Source organism: Solilutibacter pythonis (assembly GCF_003697345.1).
In the GTDB taxonomy this organism is placed as follows: Bacteria; Pseudomonadota; Gammaproteobacteria; order Xanthomonadales; family Xanthomonadaceae; genus Solilutibacter; species Solilutibacter pythonis.
In genome coordinates this window covers 133,209-148,153 of record NZ_RFLY01000002.1, presented here as the reverse complement: position 1 = coordinate 148,153, position 14,945 = coordinate 133,209, and the positions used below count along the sequence as shown (strand labels likewise).

The 14,945-nt window shown below is 66.7% G+C and carries 18 protein-coding genes and 2 tRNA genes; 14 read left to right on the top strand and 6 right to left on the bottom strand.

All coding sequences use genetic code 11. The features are described 5' to 3' along the window. The gene (locus tag EBB59_RS02155; protein ID WP_122100497.1) at positions 1 to 477 is read right to left on the bottom strand and encodes a hypothetical protein; all 477 of its coding nucleotides are present in this window, start codon (positions 475 to 477) and stop codon (positions 1 to 3) included. A gap of 91 nt (positions 478 to 568) precedes the next feature. On the opposite strand from EBB59_RS02155, the gene EBB59_RS02150 reads away from it, so the two are divergent. Further along, positions 569 to 976 (top strand): helix-turn-helix domain-containing protein, encoded by a 408-nt coding sequence (locus EBB59_RS02150; protein WP_211327677.1) that lies wholly within the window; start codon positions 569 to 571, stop codon positions 974 to 976. Here EBB59_RS02150 and EBB59_RS02145 read toward each other — a convergent pair. Then, positions 939 to 1,015 (bottom strand) — tRNA-Asn (locus EBB59_RS02145). The genes EBB59_RS02150 and EBB59_RS02145 overlap by 38 nt on opposite strands. Before the next feature lie 404 nt (positions 1,016 to 1,419). After that, complete coding sequence (locus tag EBB59_RS02140; RefSeq protein WP_122100496.1) at positions 1,420 to 2,217, bottom strand: amidohydrolase; 798 nt, start codon at positions 2,215 to 2,217, stop codon at positions 1,420 to 1,422. A gap of 125 nt (positions 2,218 to 2,342) precedes the next feature. On the opposite strand from EBB59_RS02140, the gene EBB59_RS02135 reads away from it, so the two are divergent. Next, positions 2,343 to 2,561 (top strand): hypothetical protein, encoded by a 219-nt coding sequence (locus EBB59_RS02135; RefSeq protein ID WP_122100495.1) that lies wholly within the window; start codon positions 2,343 to 2,345, stop codon positions 2,559 to 2,561. 86 nt (positions 2,562 to 2,647) lie between these two features. On the opposite strand, the gene msrA is transcribed toward EBB59_RS02135, so the two are convergent. Beyond that, the gene (gene msrA, locus EBB59_RS02130) at positions 2,648 to 3,973 is read right to left on the bottom strand and encodes a peptide-methionine (S)-S-oxide reductase MsrA (protein WP_122100569.1); all 1,326 of its coding nucleotides are present in this window, start codon (positions 3,971 to 3,973) and stop codon (positions 2,648 to 2,650) included. Between the two features lie 62 nt (positions 3,974 to 4,035). Beyond that, the gene (locus tag EBB59_RS02125) at positions 4,036 to 5,178 is read right to left on the bottom strand and encodes a pyridoxal phosphate-dependent aminotransferase (protein ID WP_122100494.1); all 1,143 of its coding nucleotides are present in this window, start codon (positions 5,176 to 5,178) and stop codon (positions 4,036 to 4,038) included. A 77-nt stretch (positions 5,179 to 5,255) separates the two neighbouring features. Here EBB59_RS02125 and ccmA point away from each other — a divergent pair, with 77 nt between their 5' ends. From ccmA to EBB59_RS02065, 12 genes are all read left to right on the top strand, one after another. Beyond that, positions 5,256 to 5,909: a heme ABC exporter ATP-binding protein CcmA gene (ccmA, locus tag EBB59_RS02120; protein WP_122100493.1), complete on the top strand. Its 654-nt coding sequence runs from the start codon at positions 5,256 to 5,258 to the stop codon at positions 5,907 to 5,909. Next, on the top strand, positions 5,906 to 6,580 hold the full coding sequence (gene ccmB / locus EBB59_RS02115; RefSeq protein WP_122100492.1) for a heme exporter protein CcmB: 675 nt from the start codon (positions 5,906 to 5,908) through the stop codon (positions 6,578 to 6,580). Before ccmA ends, ccmB begins: the two co-directional genes overlap by 4 nt. 134 nt (positions 6,581 to 6,714) lie before the next feature. Next, entirely contained in the window at positions 6,715 to 7,182 is a 468-nt protein-coding gene (locus EBB59_RS02110; protein ID WP_122100491.1) for a c-type cytochrome, read from the top strand. Between the two features lie 182 nt (positions 7,183 to 7,364). After that, positions 7,365 to 8,141 (top strand): heme ABC transporter permease CcmC, encoded by a 777-nt coding sequence (gene ccmC, locus EBB59_RS02105; protein WP_122100490.1) that lies wholly within the window; start codon positions 7,365 to 7,367, stop codon positions 8,139 to 8,141. Continuing rightward, positions 8,138 to 8,302 (top strand): heme exporter protein CcmD, encoded by a 165-nt coding sequence (gene ccmD, locus EBB59_RS14510; RefSeq protein ID WP_122100489.1) that lies wholly within the window; start codon positions 8,138 to 8,140, stop codon positions 8,300 to 8,302. The genes ccmC and ccmD overlap by 4 nt, the downstream gene beginning before the upstream one ends. Further along, positions 8,299 to 8,763, top strand: coding sequence for a cytochrome c maturation protein CcmE (gene ccmE / locus EBB59_RS02095; protein WP_122100488.1), 465 nt, complete (start codon positions 8,299 to 8,301; stop codon positions 8,761 to 8,763). The genes ccmD and ccmE overlap by 4 nt, the downstream gene beginning before the upstream one ends. Then, positions 8,763 to 10,688: a heme lyase CcmF/NrfE family subunit gene (locus EBB59_RS02090; protein ID WP_122100487.1), complete on the top strand. Its 1,926-nt coding sequence runs from the start codon at positions 8,763 to 8,765 to the stop codon at positions 10,686 to 10,688. Before ccmE ends, EBB59_RS02090 begins: the two co-directional genes overlap by 1 nt. Then, positions 10,685 to 11,230, top strand: coding sequence for a DsbE family thiol:disulfide interchange protein (locus EBB59_RS02085; protein WP_122100486.1), 546 nt, complete (start codon positions 10,685 to 10,687; stop codon positions 11,228 to 11,230). Before EBB59_RS02090 ends, EBB59_RS02085 begins: the two co-directional genes overlap by 4 nt. Beyond that, positions 11,227 to 11,670 carry a cytochrome c-type biogenesis protein gene (locus EBB59_RS02080; RefSeq protein WP_122100485.1) on the top strand — a complete coding sequence of 148 codons (444 nt, stop codon included), beginning with the start codon at positions 11,227 to 11,229 and terminating at the stop codon, positions 11,668 to 11,670. Before EBB59_RS02085 ends, EBB59_RS02080 begins: the two co-directional genes overlap by 4 nt. A 3-nt stretch (positions 11,671 to 11,673) precedes the next feature. Further along, the gene (locus EBB59_RS02075) at positions 11,674 to 12,675 is read left to right on the top strand and encodes a tetratricopeptide repeat protein (RefSeq protein WP_245978939.1); all 1,002 of its coding nucleotides are present in this window, start codon (positions 11,674 to 11,676) and stop codon (positions 12,673 to 12,675) included. A gap of 60 nt (positions 12,676 to 12,735) precedes the next feature. Beyond that, entirely contained in the window at positions 12,736 to 13,872 is a 1,137-nt protein-coding gene (metX, locus tag EBB59_RS02070; RefSeq protein ID WP_122100483.1) for a homoserine O-acetyltransferase MetX, read from the top strand. A gap of 140 nt (positions 13,873 to 14,012) precedes the next feature. Continuing rightward, positions 14,013 to 14,612, top strand: a complete 600-nt coding sequence (locus EBB59_RS02065; RefSeq protein ID WP_122100482.1) for a cysteine dioxygenase family protein — start codon at positions 14,013 to 14,015, stop codon at positions 14,610 to 14,612. 228 nt (positions 14,613 to 14,840) lie between these two features. On the opposite strand, the gene EBB59_RS02060 is transcribed toward EBB59_RS02065, so the two are convergent. Further along, positions 14,841 to 14,927, bottom strand: a tRNA-Leu gene (locus EBB59_RS02060). Positions 14,928 to 14,945 lie beyond the last annotated feature (18 nt).

Below are 14,945 nucleotides of genomic sequence, written 5' to 3'. Positions count from 1 at the left end.
TCATGGCAATCGCATCAAAGACAGGTACCCGCCTATACGTCGGTGATGTTGTCCCGCCCCCTCAAGGATCACGCGCTTGCCGCTGGAGACGAAGCGCCGGAAGCCCGTGTATCCATCGAAGTCATTCTCAGCGTTGACCCGGCCGCAGGCCGCCACGCCGAACTCCTCCGTGTAGTTGGCGCGCACATTCCGGAACTGCGCGGCGTCAGGGTCCTTCAGCTCACCCCTCACCGCGCGCTCGGCCGCCACGATCGTCTCTGCGCCGAACCACTTCTCCTGCTGCGCCTTCTTCTCCGCTGCCGTCATTGGGCGATCCAGCTCTGGCTTCGGTGCCTCGGTTTCTTGTGCCTGCTTCTCCGGCACCTCGGCCACTACTGCGGGCGCCTTGGCAACCACAAGCTCACTGCGCGGCATCAGCCTCGACCCGATCCAGGCCAAGGCCACCGGAACGACCCAAAGAACCCCTATCCGCTTCATGCCCCCTCGCCGAGCCAATGTGACTAAAAAGTCCATTTTTGACTAATCCAATACGGACTCTAGCGAGCGGTGACCCGCCGGCCACCGCTCGATGGCCCAATCGACTCATAACCACGATTACCAATTCCTGCTGGCCGTCCCGAAGGCGGCCCGCGAGCGGGTGGGCGTGACGCAGATCGAGCTGGCCGAGCGCCTTGGCAACACGCAGACCTTCGTCTCCAAGTGCGAGCGCGGGGAGCGGCGCATCGACGCCGTTGAGCTAGTGGAGTTCGCTGAGGCTCTGGGTGTGACGCCTCAGAGCTGCTGGGCGAATACTTGGCGCAGCGTGGGCATGCGACGCCACCGAAGACACGGAAGGGATCTAAGCAGCGAGGGTGACGCTTCCATGTTGCTTTCGTGTTTTCAGCAACCCACAAAAGACGAAAGCCGCGACGATGCGCGGCCTAAGTACATGATGCATATGGCGCCCGAAGTTGGACTCGAACCAACGACCCCCTGATTAACAGTCAAGTGCTCTAACCGGCTGAGCTATTCGGGCGGAGGCGCGCATGATAGGTGGCGATGGAATTCAGGTCAAGCCAGCCGGCCCTTGATCACGGACACCGGGCGGCTCGGGATCAAACGCCGACGTCATCTGCCGTTGTGCAACAGGCAGCTAGGCACAGCAGGCGGGATCGCGGATGAAGAGAAGCCGCTTACGTAGCCGACGATCATGCCCACGCAAGTGGCGCCCCGTCTTACGCATGACGACGACCTCTCCGCTCCCCGCGAACGAAGCCGGGCAAGCATCGGGGAAGGCTTGCCGAGCCAAATCATCGGGCACGCGTCCGGACAAGTTCAGGAAGGGGCGATCCTGAAGCCCGGCCGGATTTGGGGGAAACGCCTGTCGAGTCTTCGCCCTCCCGGCCGCAAGGCGGCCCCTTCATCAACCTCACCAGAGCTTCAGGCCAGCGTGAAGACATCGCCATCGCGCAGTGCCGGGAAACGCTCACGAAACGCTTGCAGTTCGTCCCATTGCAGGGTGGTGGTGCTCACCAGCGGGCGCGGGCCGTCCTCGCTGACCGAGTGGCCGAGAAAATCCACCACCCTGCTGTCGCCGGCGTACTCCAGCCCATTGCCGTCGCGGCCGACGCGATTGACGCCAGCGACGTAGCAGACATTCTCGATCGCCCGCGCCGCCAGCAGTGTCTTCCATGGATATGCGCGCGCCGCCGGCCAGTTGGCGACATAGATCAGCAGGTCGTAGTCCGGTGCGCCGGGGCGTTCGACATCGAAGCGGTTGCGCGAGAACGCCGGGAATCGCAAGTCGTAGCACACCAGCGGGCAGATGCGCCAACCGCGCCATTCGACGCTCAACCGCGCGCGGCCGGCGGCATAACGTTCGTGCTCGTTGGCGAAGGTGAACAAGTGGCGCTTGTCGTAGTGCGCGACCGCGCCGTCGGGGGTGACGAACAGCAGGCGGTTGAACACCGCGCCCGCCACCTTCAGCTGAACGCTGCCGCAGACCGCGGCATCGAGCAGCGCCGCCTGCGCGCGCAGCCAGGCGACGGTCGGGCCGTCCATGCCCTCGGCGCTCTCGATGGCTTCGTTGGAAAAGCCGCTGGTGAAGGTTTCCGGCAGGATCACCAGATCGGTCAAGCCTTTCAGGTGCGAGATCGATTCGCCGTAGCAGGCGCGATTGCCGGCAGGGTCGTGCCAGCGGGTGTCGCCTTGAACGAGGGAAATACGCAGATCGTTCATCAAAAATCCTCGGATATCGATCGTCAGCGGAGAAACGGACGCCCGTGTCTCGGTCCATGAGACGGCCCGTCATCAAAATTGGCCCGCCATCAAAGGCAGACCCTCTTTTCACGGAAACCACGAATATGCCGAAGTTCATCCTCAACGCCAACCCACAGACGAACGGAGACCATGAGGTACACAACGTAACGATCGGTTGTACCTACATGCCCGCCGCTTCGAATCAGATTGATCTTGGATATCACGCTGACTGCCAGGGCGCGGTCGCGGAGGCGAAGCGCCGCTGGCCGAATTCTCGCATCAATGGCTGTTTTTACTGTGCGAATGCCTGCCATACCGGTTGACGAGTCAAGCCCGGCGGCCAGGCCGAAACCCAGGGGGCGCGGACCATCGAGTCGCGCCCCGCCAAGCCGATCACGCCGGGAAATAGTCAGGGCGCGTCCGGAACGAACTTCAACACGTTGCCGTTGATGCAGTAGCGCTTGCCGGTGGGCGGCGGCCCATCGTCGAAAACGTGGCCGAGATGGATGCCCGAACTCTTGCTGAGCACCTCCACCCGGCGCATACCGAGGCTGTTGTCCGTGCGCATTTCCAGCGCACCCTCGACCGGGTTGAAGAAGCTGGGCCAGCCGCTATCGCTATCGAACTTGGCATCGGAGCGGAACAGTGGCGCGCCGGTGATCGGGTCGACGTAGGTACCGGCCCGCTTCTCGTCCAGATGCGAACCGCTGCCGGGCCGCTCGGTGCCTTGCTCGAAGGCGATGCGCTGCTGTTCGGGCGTCAGCAGGTGGAAGCCCAACCATTTCCAGAACCACGCCCGGTCGCCGTCGTAGCCGGTGTAGCGGGCAACTTCACGGCCGTTTTCGAACAGCACGATGGTCGGGGTGGCGAACAACGCCTTCTCCAGCCGCCAGCCCACTGGCGGTTGCGACGAGAGCGAACGCGCCACCGGCACCTCGGCCCGCCAATGGTCGAGTACGTCGGCCTTGAACTTCTCGCAATACGGGCAGTTTTCCGCCTCGAACACCACCAGTTGCCGCTTGGCATCGAGCGTGGTGGGATCGAGCGGCTTGTGCGCGCCGCCGGATTCGCCTTCGATCGCGTACTTCACCCCGGTGCCGCCCAGCCCGCAGTAACCCTTCGGGTTCTTCACCAGGTAGTCCTGATGGTATTCCTCGGCCCGGATATAAGCCTTGAGCGGCTCGATCTCGGTGACGATCGGGCCGAACCCCTCGCGGGTCAGCGCGGCTTGGTAGATGTCCCGGGTCTGTTTCGCCAGGGCGAGCTGTTCCGGCGTGGTGGTGTAGATGGCGCTGCGATAATTGCTGCCGATGTCGTTGCCCTGCCCGTCGGCCTGGGTCGGGTCGTGGTTTTCCCAAAACGCGGCGAGGATGGTCGCCAGTTCCACCTTCTTCGGGTCGAAGCTAACCTTCACCACCTCGGCATGGTTGCGCGCGGTGGAACGGCCGCGCTTGATCTCACGCTCCAGCGCCAGCACGTCGTTGTAGCCGGCCCCGGGCGCATCACCGTTGGCGTAGCCGGATTCGACATCCAGGACACCCGGTATCGCGGCCATCCGCTTCTCGGCTCCCCAGAAACAACCCATTCCGAAGACAATGGTTTGCGTATCCGCTGTCATGTGTTTTTCTCCCGAGGGAAGCAAGGGGGCGGCCTGCGGCGGGCGCAGGGCGAACAGGGCCAGCAGCGAGGCGACGGCGAACGCGGCGGCGATGGCGACGAGGTTCAGAGGTTTCATGGTCGTTCTGACCTCGAGGCGGGCCGAATGTTCCGTCATCGCGTCCGCCCTGGCATCCGCGTCTAGAGCCGCGCGAGCCGCTCGATGGCCGCATCGAGGGTGTCGTCGCTCTTGGCGAAGCACAGCCGCAGCAGGCGCTGCCCGGCCGGCGGCTCGGCGTAGAACGGCGACAGCGGCACGCCGGTGACGCCGTGCTCGATGGTCAGCCAGCGGCTGAATTCGAGATCGCTCATGTCGCTGAGTCCGGAATAATCGACCAATTGGAAATACCCGCCCGGCACCGACAGCGGGCGGAACCTGGTGCCTTCGAGCTGTCGGCGGAAGCGGTCGCGCTTTTCCTGGTAGAACGCGCCCAGCGTCTCGTAATGCCCGGGTTCGGCCTCGATCATCTCGGCAAACGCGGTCTGCGCCGGATGGAAGGTGCAGAAGGTGTTGTACTGGTGCACCTTGCGCAGTTCGGCGGTGAGCGGTGGCGGCGCCACCACGTAGCCGACCTTCCAGCCGGTGCAGTGGTAGGTCTTGCCGAAACTGGAAATGACGAAAGCACGCTCGCGCAGCGCCGGGTGGCGCAACGCCGATTCGTGGCGGGCGCCGTCGAACACGATGTGCTCGTAGACTTCGTCGGAGATCAGCCACAACCCGTGCCCGACCACGATGTCGGCCAGCTCTCGCATGTCGGCCTCGCCGAGCATCGCCCCGGACGGGTTGTGCGGGCTGTTGACGATGATCAGGCGGGTGCGCGCCGTCACCGCCTCGCGCACTTTCCGCCAGTCGGGCGCGAAGGTTTCGGCATCCAGCGCGACGTGCACCGCGCGGCCGCCGGCCAGCTCGATCGCCGGCTCGTAGATGTCGTAGCAGGGATCGAGCACGATCACCTCGTCACCCGCCGACACCACCGCCTGCACCGCATCGAAGATCGCCTCAGAGCCGCCGCTGGTGACGGTGATCTCGCCATCCGCGTCGGGACACACGCCGTACATGCGCTCGGTCTTGTCGGCGATCGCCCGCCTGAGGCGCGGGGTGCCGGTCATCATCGCGTACTGGTTGTCGCCGGCGCGCATAGCGCGCTCCAGCGCGTCGATCAAACGCGCGGGCGGCGGAAAATCGGGAAAGCCCTGGCCCAGGTTGACCGCCTTGTGCTCGACGGCCAGTTGCGACATGACGGTGAAGATGTTAGTGCCGACCTTGGGAAGCTTGCTCTGCATCGGGTGCTGCCGGGGTGAGGAAATCCGAGTGTACGCGGCGCAAGTTAAGATGAAGCCCCTTTCCGCGCCCGCCCACCGTGCCGCCCACGCCTTCCTCGCCCCTCTTCGCCGTGCGCGGCCTGTCGTTCTCCCGTAATGAGGAACCGTTGTTCGGGCCGCTGGATTTCGTGGTGGAGGCCGGTGAGGCGCTGCTGGTGCGTGGCGACAACGGCGTCGGCAAGACCACCCTGCTGCGCATCCTCGCCGGGCTGCTGCGCGCCGACACCGGCACGCTGGACATCGCCGGCCACGCCGCCGACCGCGAATCGCGCGCGCGGGCCATCGCCTACCTCGGCCACCTGCCCGCTTTCAAGGCCGATCTCTCCGCGCTGGAAAACCTCGAATTCCTCTGCGCCCTGCACGGCCGCCGCGGCGAGCGCGGATTCGATCAGGCGATGGCGCGGGTCGGCCTGGCGGGCTACGAGGACAGCCCGGCGCGAACGCTCTCGGCCGGGCAGAAGAAGCGGCTCTCCCTGGCTCGGATGTGGCTGTCGCCGGCGCCGCTGTGGCTGCTCGACGAGCCGTACGCCAACCTCGACCTGGATGGCATCGAGCTGGTCAACCGGCTGATCGTCGACCATCTCCGCGATGGCGGCGCGACGCTCGTCACCACCCACGGCGCCTATGCCGCCCCGCCGGTGCGCACCCGCGAGCTGGTGATGACGCGCGCGCACTGGGAGGCCACGGCATGATCGCCGCCGCGCGCGCCCTGCTGCAACGCGACCTGCGCCTGCTCTGGCGTCGCCGTGGGGACGCCCTGCAACCGGCCCTGTTCGCCCTGATGGTGGTGGTGCTGTTCGCGCTCGGCCTGGGCGACGACAAGGCGATGCTGGTCAAGGTCGCCCCTGCGGCGCTGTGGCTGGCGGTACTGCTCTCCGGCCTGCTGGCGCTGGACACGCTGTTTCGCGGCGATGCCGAGGATGGCTCGCTCGACCAATGGTTGCTGGCGCCGGTGCCGCTGTCGTGGCTGGTCGCGGTGCGGGTACTGGGCCACTGGCTGACCACCGCGCTGCCGGTACTGATCGCCGTGCCGCTGCTGGCGGAGCTGCTCCACCTGCCACGCCCGCAACTGCCGCTGCTGATGGCCACGCTCGCGCTGGGCACCCCGCTGCTCAGCCTGATCGGCGCTGTGGTGGCGGCGCTGACCGTGGGCATGCGCCGCGCCGGCATCCTCTTGGCGCTATTGGCCCTGCCGCTGTACGTGCCGGTACTGGTGTTCGGCGCCGGCGCGGTGGTCGCCGCCGGACAGGGGCTGGATGCCTCCGGCGCACTGCTGATGATGGGCGCAGGACTGGCCGCCGCGACGGTACTGGCGCCACTGACCGCCGCCGCCGCGCTTCGCATCGCCCTGACCGGCGAATAACCCGAAACCCGAAATCCACCCGGCTTGAGCGAAGTCAACTCTTTCCCGACCTCCGGTGAACGACAATGGCCGCCGTCATGCGCAAATGACGTTGTTGTGCCTAGCCGCACGCCACACACACAACGGAGATCCCTATGAAACTGCGTTCCACCCTGTTCGCCACTTCCGTCCTGCTGGCGATGGCCGCTTGCAACAAGCCGGTCGATGCCCCAACCGAGACCCCGACTCCGGCCCCCGCCCCGGCCACCACCGAAGCCCCCGCGGCCGAAACGCCCGCCGAGGCTCAGCCCGCACCATCGCCGGCTCCCGAAACCGCCGCCGCCCCCGAAACCGCTGCCGCCGCCCCTGTGGATGGCAAGGCCGTCTACGATCAGATTTGCTTCGCCTGCCACAAGGACGGCATCGCCGGCGCCCCCAAGACCGGGGATGCGGCCGTCTGGGAGCCGCGTGTCGCCCAAGGCGTCGATACGCTCTACAAGCACAGCATCGAAGGTTTCACTGGCAAGACGGGCATGATGCCGGCCAAGGGCGGCAACCCCTCCCTGACCGACGAGCAGATCAAGGCGGCGGTCGATTACCAGGTCGCGCAGCTCAAGAAGTAATCCCGCCGCACGCTCCGGGACACTTTTTCGAAAACAGGAACGCCCGCCCCGCGCGGGCGTTTCTCCATCGGCCGCCAGCCGAGGCGGCCCCGCCCCGGGTTCCGGACTGTTATTCTTCCCCCCGCATCACGCGCCCGCCGCACTCCCGCCGCCGCCCCGTGCCGGCCCGCCCGAAATCCGCAATGAATCCTGTCGTCCGCTGGTTCCATCAACTCGGTTCGCCCCCTTACTTCGACCGCTTCGCCGCGCGCTGGGCGCCATGGGCCTATGGCATCGGCGGTTTGTTGATGGCCCTCGGCGTCGCCTGGGCGCTCAACTGGCTGGCGCCGCTGGGCGGCCGCTTCGACATCCCCGGTGACTACCAGCAGGGCGACAGTTTCCGCATCCTCTACATCCACGTACCCGCCGCCTGGATGAGCATCGGCGTGTTCGCCGGCATGGCGATCTACGCCGCCATCGCCCTGATCTGGCGGATCAAGCTGTGCGAGATCCTCGCCATGGCCTGCGCCGCGCCCGGCGCCGCCTTCACCCTGGTCACGCTGGTCACGGGGATGATCTGGGGCAAGCCGATGTGGGGCGCCTGGTGGGACTGGGACCCGCGCCTGACCACCGAACTGATCCTGCTGTTCCTCTACCTCGGCGTGATCGGCCTCTATCACGCCATCGAGGACCGGCGCGCCGCCGCGCGCGCCGCCGGCCTGCTGGCGGTCGTCGGCGTGGTGCTGCTGCCGGTGATCCGCTATTCGGTGGTGTGGTGGAACTCGCTACACCAGGGCCAAACCATCCGCATGTTTGGCGAATCCTCGATGGACCCGTCGATGCAGGGGCCGCTGTGGCTGATGGTGCTGGGTACCCACGTCTGGTTCATCGGTTCGCTGCTGGCGCGCGCGCGCGCCGACAACCTGCGCCGCGAGGCCGGCAAGGATTGGGTACAGCGCAACGCCGGAGCCGGCGCATGAGCTACCGCGAATACGTCACCGCCGCTTACGTCATCTTCGCCGTCGTCATGGCCTGGGACTGGCTGGCGCCGAAGCTGCAAATCGCCCGCGCCCTGCAAGCCGCGCGGCAACTGGCCCGACGCCGCGCCGCCCGCGCCGGGCAGGGAGAAAAAACCGCATGAACCCGACCCGCAAGCGCCGGCTGATCGCCGTGCTGCTGATCCTGGCCGCCGCGGCCATCGCCGTCGCCCTGGGCGCGCTGGCGCTGCAACGCAACGTGGCCTATCTCTACACCCCGGCCGAAGTGCTGCGCGGCGAGGCCGGCGACAAGGCCCGCTTCCGCCTCGGCGGGATGGTCGCGGAGCACTCGTTCAAACGCGCGCCAGGCTCGATGGAAGTGCGTTTCGAAGTGGATGACGGCGATGCCCGCCTGCCGGTGGTCTACAACGGCATCCTGCCCGACCTGTTCCGCGAAAAGCAGGCGGTGGTCGCCACCGGGCGGATGGAAAACGGCGTGTTCGTGGCCGAACAACTGCTGGCCAAGCACGACGAAACCTACATGCCGAAAGAAGTCGCCGACAAGATGGGCCAGGCGCACAAGAAACACAGCGTGGACGACGCCCAGCCGGCGGCCGCCAACTGATGCTGGGCGAACTCGGGCATTACGCACTCTGCCTGGCGCTGCTGGTGGCGGTGCTGCAATCGGTGATCCCGCTGGCCGGCGCCCATACCGGACGCGGCGACTGGATGGCCGTGGCGCGGCCGGCGGCCCATGCCCAGTTGGGTCTGGTGCTGTTTTCCTTCGTCATCCTGACCCACGGCTTCGTCACCCAGGACTTCTCGCTGCGCTACGTCGCCGAGAACAGCAATTCGCTGCTGCCGCTGCTGTACCGCTACACCGCCGTCTGGGGCGCGCACGAAGGCTCGCTGCTGCTCTGGGTGCTGGTGCTGTCACTGTGGACGTCCGCGGTGGCGCTCTTCTCTCGCCATCTGCCGCTGCCGGTGGTGGCGCGGGTGATGGGCGTGATGGGCGTGGTCGCGATCGGTTTCATCGCCCTGCTGCTGTTCACCAGCGATCCGTTCGAGCGCCTGTTGCCGGCCGCGCCCCAGGGCCGCGATCTCAACCCGTTGCTGCAAGACCCGGGCATGATCATCCACCCGCCGATGCTTTATCTCGGCTATGTGGGCTTTTCGGTACCCTTCGCCTTCGCCATCGCCGCCCTGCTCGACGGCAAGGTCGACGTGCGCTGGCAGCGCTGGACGCGGCCGTGGACCAACGCGGCGTTCGGCTTCCTGACGCTCGGCATCGGCCTCGGCAGTTGGTGGGCTTACTACGAGTTGGGCTGGGGCGGCTGGTGGTTCTGGGATCCGGTCGAGAACGCCAGCTTCATGCCGTGGCTGGTCGGCGCGGCGCTGATCCATTCCCAGGCAGCGACCGAGAAGCGCGGCAGCTTCGCCAGTTGGACGCTGCTGATGGCGATCGCCGCCTTCTCGTTGTCGTTGCTCGGCACCTTCCTGGTGCGTTCGGGGGCGATCACCAGCGTCCACGCCTTCGCCGCCGACCCCGAGCGCGGCACGTTCATCCTCGGCTACCTCGGCGTGGTGGTCGGCGGCTCCCTGCTGCTCTACGCCCTGCGCGCGCCCGGCGCCACGCCGGAGGCCCGGCCGTTCGCGCCGTTCTCGCGCGAGACCCTGCTGCTGGTCAACAACCTGCTGCTCTCGGTGACCTGCGCGATGGTGCTGCTGGGCACCCTGTATCCGATGTTGGCCGACGCCCTCGACCTCGGCAAGATTTCGGTCGGCCCGCCGTATTTCTCGCTGATGTTCGTCATTCTGATGACGCCGATCGCCCTGCTGTTGCCATTCGGGCCGCTGACGCGCTGGCAGCGCGAGGAGCCGCGCACCGTGCTGGCGATACTGGCCCCCTGGGCGCTGCTGGCGTTCGTCGCCGGCGCCGCCGCCTGGTGGCTGGCGCCGCAAAGCGCGGCCAAGAGCGCGATCGGCGTGGCCGCGGCGGCCTGGATCGCCCTCGGCACCCTGCGCTTCGTGTACGAACGCCTGAAGAAAAGCGGACGGATGACCCGCGAAATGTGGGGCATGGCGCTGGCGCATCTGGGCGTTGGCCTGTTCGTGGTCGGCGCGCTTCTCAACGCCGCGCTTGACGAGCAGCGCGAACTGGCGCTGAAGCCGGGCCAGAGCATCGTCCTGCATGGCGATGAATACCGCTTCGAAGGCGTGCGCCAGGCCACTGGCCCGAACTACACGGCCGACGTCGGCGATATCAGCATCAACCGCGACAGCCGCAGGCTGGCGATCCTCCACCCCGAAAAGCGCGCCTACGCCAGCGGCGGCCAGGTGATGACCGAAGCCGCCGTGCAATCCGGCCTGTTCCGCGACCGCTACGTGGCGCTGGGCGAATCACTGGGTGATGGCGCCTGGGCGATACGCGTGCACAGCAAGCCGATGATGGGCTTCATCTGGCTGGCGGTGATCCTGGTGGCGTTGGGCGGGTTCATCACCGCCGCCGACCGCCGCTTCCGTCGATACCAAGAGGAGAAACCGACATGAACGGCAAACGCTGGTTGCCCCTGGCGGTGTTCCTGGCGCTGGCCGCCCTGCTCGCCGCCGGCGTGTGGATGAGCCGCCGCCCCGACCGCGACGCCCTGCCCTCGCCGCTGATCGGCAAACCGGCACCCGAATTCGCCCTGCCCGAATTGTTCGACCCGCAACGCACCGTCACCCTTGGCGAGCTGCGCGGCGCCCCGTTCGTGATGAACGTCTGGGGCAGTTGGTGCGTGGCTTGCCGCGAGGAACACGCCGCCCTCTCGGCCTTCGCCGAGACCAAGCGCGTGCGCGTCATCGGCTACAACTGGAAGGACGAGCCGGAAGACGCCAAGCGCTGGCTGGAACAGCTCGGCAACCCGTATTACATGGTGCTGCAAGACATCGAGGGCCGAACGGCGCTCGACTTCGGCATCTATGGCGCGCCGGAGACATTCCTGGTCGACGGACGGGGCATGATCGTCTGGAAACACGTCGGCGTGCTGACCCCGGCACTGATCCGCGACGAACTGCTGCCTGCGCTGACGAAAGCGGAACAACGCCCGTGATACGTCGACTCATCGCCCTCGCCTGCCTCTGTCTGCTGCTGCCGCTGGCCGCGCCCGCCCAGGTCAAGGGCGACGTCGCCCCGCCCGAGTTCCGTGACGGTTTCGAGGAAACGCGCTTCCGTCAACTCACCCACGAACTGCGCTGCGTGATGTGCCAGAACCAGTCGCTGGCCGATTCCAACGCCGAGATCGCCCGCGACCTGCGCAACGAAGTACTGGTGCTGATGCGCCAGGGCAAGACCGATGCCGAGATCCGCGACTTCATGGTGGCCCGCTACGGCGAGTTCGTTCTGTACAAGCCTCGGCTGGAATCGCACACCCTGCTGCTGTGGTTCGGCCCGGTGGCGCTGGTGCTGATCGGCGGCGCGCTGGTCTTCCTGCTGGTGCGCCGGCAAGGCCGCAAGCAATCGGTGCCAACCGACGACAAGCAGGAGTGGTGAATGATGAGCGCCTTTCTCGCCGCCGCCGGCTTGTTGCTGCTGCTCACGCTGTTCGCCGTGCTGCGCCCGCTGGCCCGGCGCCAGCGCCCCCTGGCCGGCGCCACCGCACTGGCGGTGATCCTCGCAAGCGGCGCGCTGTACTGGCATTTCGGCACCCCGGCCGCGCTCGACCCGGCCATGCTGAAACCGCCGACCACCCTGGCCGAAAACCGCGCGCAGTTGGAAACCCTGGCGAAGATGCAGCCGGACAACGCCGAGGTCTGGCGTCGGCTGGGCTACGTCTACGCCACTGAAAAACGCATGCGGCTGGCAGCCGACGCCTTTACCCGCGCCGCCAGGCTCATGCCGGAGGATGCGGACATCCTGACCGAAGCCGCCAAGGCACGCTCGATGGCGCGCGACGACCGCGCCTTCGATGCCGAAGCCATGGTCATGCTCGAAACCGCGTTGAAAAACGCCCCTGACCACGCATCCGCGCGCCTGTTCCTCGGCATCGCCCAACACCAGGCCGGCCAGGCCGCGAAAGCCGCCGAGACCTGGATGCCGCTGCTCTCCAGAATCAACGCGAAGACTGGCGAAATCCTCCTGGCGCAGATCAACCAGGCGCGCACCGAAGCCGGACTCGCGCCGATGACCATGCCGACCCAGGCCGCGGAAACGGCCGGTTTACGGGTGGAAGTCGCTTTCGATTCCACCTTCATCCGCGACGCCAAACTCCAGCCCAGCGCGCGCATCTTCGTGATCGCCCGCGCCGCCGGCGGCCCGCCGATGCCGGTCGCGGTACAAAAACTGGAAGCGGATGCACTGCCGGCATCGATCGTCCTGACCGATGCCGACAGCCCGATGCCGACACTCAAACTATCCGCCCTGAAGGAAGTCGAGGTGCTGGCGCGGCTCTCGATGAGCGGCCAGGCCAACCGCCAGGACGGCGACATCGAATCGGCCGCGGCAAAGGTCAAGCTGCCATCCCGCCAACCGGTCAAGCTCACCCTCGGCGGGAATTGAGCCGGCCACGTCAAGCCTCCGGTTGTGGCACATTGCCGCAATGCACCACCGCACCCGACCATGACCGATCCCGCCCCGCCCGGTAGCCGCTTCATCGCGCTGCCCTCGCCGTTTCCGATGAAACGCGGCGGCGCATTGCACGGCGCGCGCATGGCCTACGAAACCTGGGGCGAACTCGCCCCCGGCGGCGACAACGCCCTCCTCATCCATACCGGTCTCTCGCCCGATGCCCACGCCGCCAGCCATGCCGGCAATCCGGCGCCCGGCTGGTGGGAACGGATGATCGGCCCGGGCAAATACATCGACACCCGGCGCTGGTTCGTCATCTGCGTCAATACGCTGGGCAGTTGCAAAGGCTCGACCGGCCCCGCCTCGACCAACCCGACCAACGGCCGTCCCTACCGGCTGGATTTCCCCGCACTCTCAATCGAGGATTGCGCCGATGCCGCCGCCCACGTGGTGCGTGCGCTCGGCATCGAGCAGCTCGCCTGCGTGATCGGCAACTCGATGGGCGGGATGACCGCGCTGGCGATGGTGGCGCGCCACCCCGGCCTCGCGCTCAACCTGCTGGACATCTCCGGCGCGGCGCGCGCGCTGCCCTTCGCCATCGCCATCCGCTCGCTGCAACGCGAGGCCATCCGCCTCGACCCGAACTGGAATGGCGGCGACTACGACGACGCCCGCTATCCCGAGTCCGGTATGCGCATCGCCCGCAAGCTGGGCGTCATCACCTATCGCTCCGCGCTGGAATGGAAGGGCCGCTTCGGCCGCATCCGGCTGGAAACCGATGCCCGCGACGAGGACACGCCGTTCGCCGCCGAATTCGAAGTCGAAGGCTATTTGGAGCACCATGCGCGCCGCTTCGTCCGTCGATTCGACCCCAACTGCTATCTCTATCTGGGCCGGGCCATGGACTGGTTCGACATCGGCGAAGGCGCGACCCGGCGCTGCGGCGATCATCACGTTGACGCCCTCGGCGTGCTGGCCATGCTCAAACTGGAACAGGCGCTGGTGATCGGCGTCGAAACCGACCTGCTGTTCCCGCTGGAGCAACAGAAGGAAATCGCCGACGGCCTGCGCCAGGGTGGCGTCAACGCGCGCATGCTGGCGATGTCCTCGCACGAAGGCCACGATGCCTTTTTGGTGGACTTCGCCCGCTTCGGCCCGGCAATCCGCAATTTCCTCAACCGTCTATAGGGAAGGTCTGAACAGCGCCACTTGGCGTTGCCATCCCCATCAAGCCCGGCCCGGCGCATGAATCCATCACTTTTCACGGATTCGAACGCGGCCCTCCATGGCCGCTGGCAGCTCAATGGCACACGCCCTACACTTCGACCATGAACGCCGAAAACGCCTCGCTACGCGACTTCCCCGGACGCGACCATCTGATCGCCGCCATCGACGAGGCCGTCTCCCGGGGCGAATGCACCGCCATCGTCCGCCAACTTCGCCACAAGCTTTGCCTGTTGATGCGCGAAGGCACCGTGCGATTACCCACCTGCGTGCGGCAGGCCGTGCCCGGCCACTACGCCCGCCGCGAGTTGTACCGCAGCCAGGAGCATGGCTATGCCGTCATCGCCATGACCTGGGGCTCGGGACAGGGCACGCCGATCCACGACCACCACGGCATGTGGTGCGTCGAGGGCGTCTGGGCCGGGCAACTGGAAATCACCCAGTACGACCTGACCGAACGCGACGGCAGCGATTTCCGCTTCATCGAAGTCGGCACCCTGATCGCCGGCACCGGCAGCGCCGGCAGCCTGATCCCACCACACGAGTACCACGCCATCAAGAACGCCAGCGACCGCGAAATGGCCGTCTCCCTGCACATCTACGCCGAGCCGATGACCCGCTGCGGGGTATTCGCCGAAAGCCCCCGCGGCGAAGGCTGGTACCGGCACATGGAGAAACAATTGTCGCTGGACGCGGCGGCCTGAGTGGCGGGCATCACGGTGCGCCAACCGGCCGCGCCGCACCTTGCCCTCCTCCAATAACGGGATTTTTCATGGCTGCCGGATTGACATCTCCGATTGCAACGGCAGAGATGATGGCCGCCGCCCAGAACGTAGCCGAACTGGGGCAGCAAGCCCTTGACCTGCCCCACACTAAAATCCGGGCCCCAAAACAAAAAAGGCTAGGCCGCGAAGCCTAACCTTTTGTCTACCTGGTGCCGAAGGTGGGACTCGAACCCACACGCTTTTAAGGGCGGCGGATTTTGAATCCGCTGCGTCTACCGATTCCGCCACTTCGGCGCGGGCGGCAAGTATAGC

Coding starts and splice junctions, on each gene's coding strand:
- EBB59_RS02155 (WP_122100497.1), bottom strand. CDS start 477: ATGAAGCGGATAGGGGTTCTTTGGGTCGTTCCGGTGGCCTTGGCCTGG.
- EBB59_RS02150 (WP_211327677.1), top strand. CDS start 569: ATGGCCCAATCGACTCATAACCACGATTACCAATTCCTGCTGGCCGTC.
- EBB59_RS02140 (WP_122100496.1), bottom strand. CDS start 2,217: ATGAACGATCTGCGTATTTCCCTCGTTCAAGGCGACACCCGCTGGCAC.
- EBB59_RS02135 (WP_122100495.1), top strand. CDS start 2,343: ATGCCGAAGTTCATCCTCAACGCCAACCCACAGACGAACGGAGACCAT.
- msrA (WP_122100569.1), bottom strand. CDS start 3,973: ATGAAACCTCTGAACCTCGTCGCCATCGCCGCCGCGTTCGCCGTCGCC.
- EBB59_RS02125 (WP_122100494.1), bottom strand. CDS start 5,178: ATGCAGAGCAAGCTTCCCAAGGTCGGCACTAACATCTTCACCGTCATG.
- ccmB (WP_122100492.1), top strand. CDS start 5,906: ATGATCGCCGCCGCGCGCGCCCTGCTGCAACGCGACCTGCGCCTGCTC.
- EBB59_RS02110 (WP_122100491.1), top strand. CDS start 6,715: ATGAAACTGCGTTCCACCCTGTTCGCCACTTCCGTCCTGCTGGCGATG.
- ccmC (WP_122100490.1), top strand. CDS start 7,365: ATGAATCCTGTCGTCCGCTGGTTCCATCAACTCGGTTCGCCCCCTTAC.
- ccmD (WP_122100489.1), top strand. CDS start 8,138: ATGAGCTACCGCGAATACGTCACCGCCGCTTACGTCATCTTCGCCGTC.
- ccmE (WP_122100488.1), top strand. CDS start 8,299: ATGAACCCGACCCGCAAGCGCCGGCTGATCGCCGTGCTGCTGATCCTG.
- EBB59_RS02090 (WP_122100487.1), top strand. CDS start 8,763: ATGCTGGGCGAACTCGGGCATTACGCACTCTGCCTGGCGCTGCTGGTG.
- EBB59_RS02085 (WP_122100486.1), top strand. CDS start 10,685: ATGAACGGCAAACGCTGGTTGCCCCTGGCGGTGTTCCTGGCGCTGGCC.
- EBB59_RS02075 (WP_245978939.1), top strand. CDS start 11,674: ATGAGCGCCTTTCTCGCCGCCGCCGGCTTGTTGCTGCTGCTCACGCTG.
- metX (WP_122100483.1), top strand. CDS start 12,736: ATGACCGATCCCGCCCCGCCCGGTAGCCGCTTCATCGCGCTGCCCTCG.
- EBB59_RS02065 (WP_122100482.1), top strand. CDS start 14,013: ATGAACGCCGAAAACGCCTCGCTACGCGACTTCCCCGGACGCGACCAT.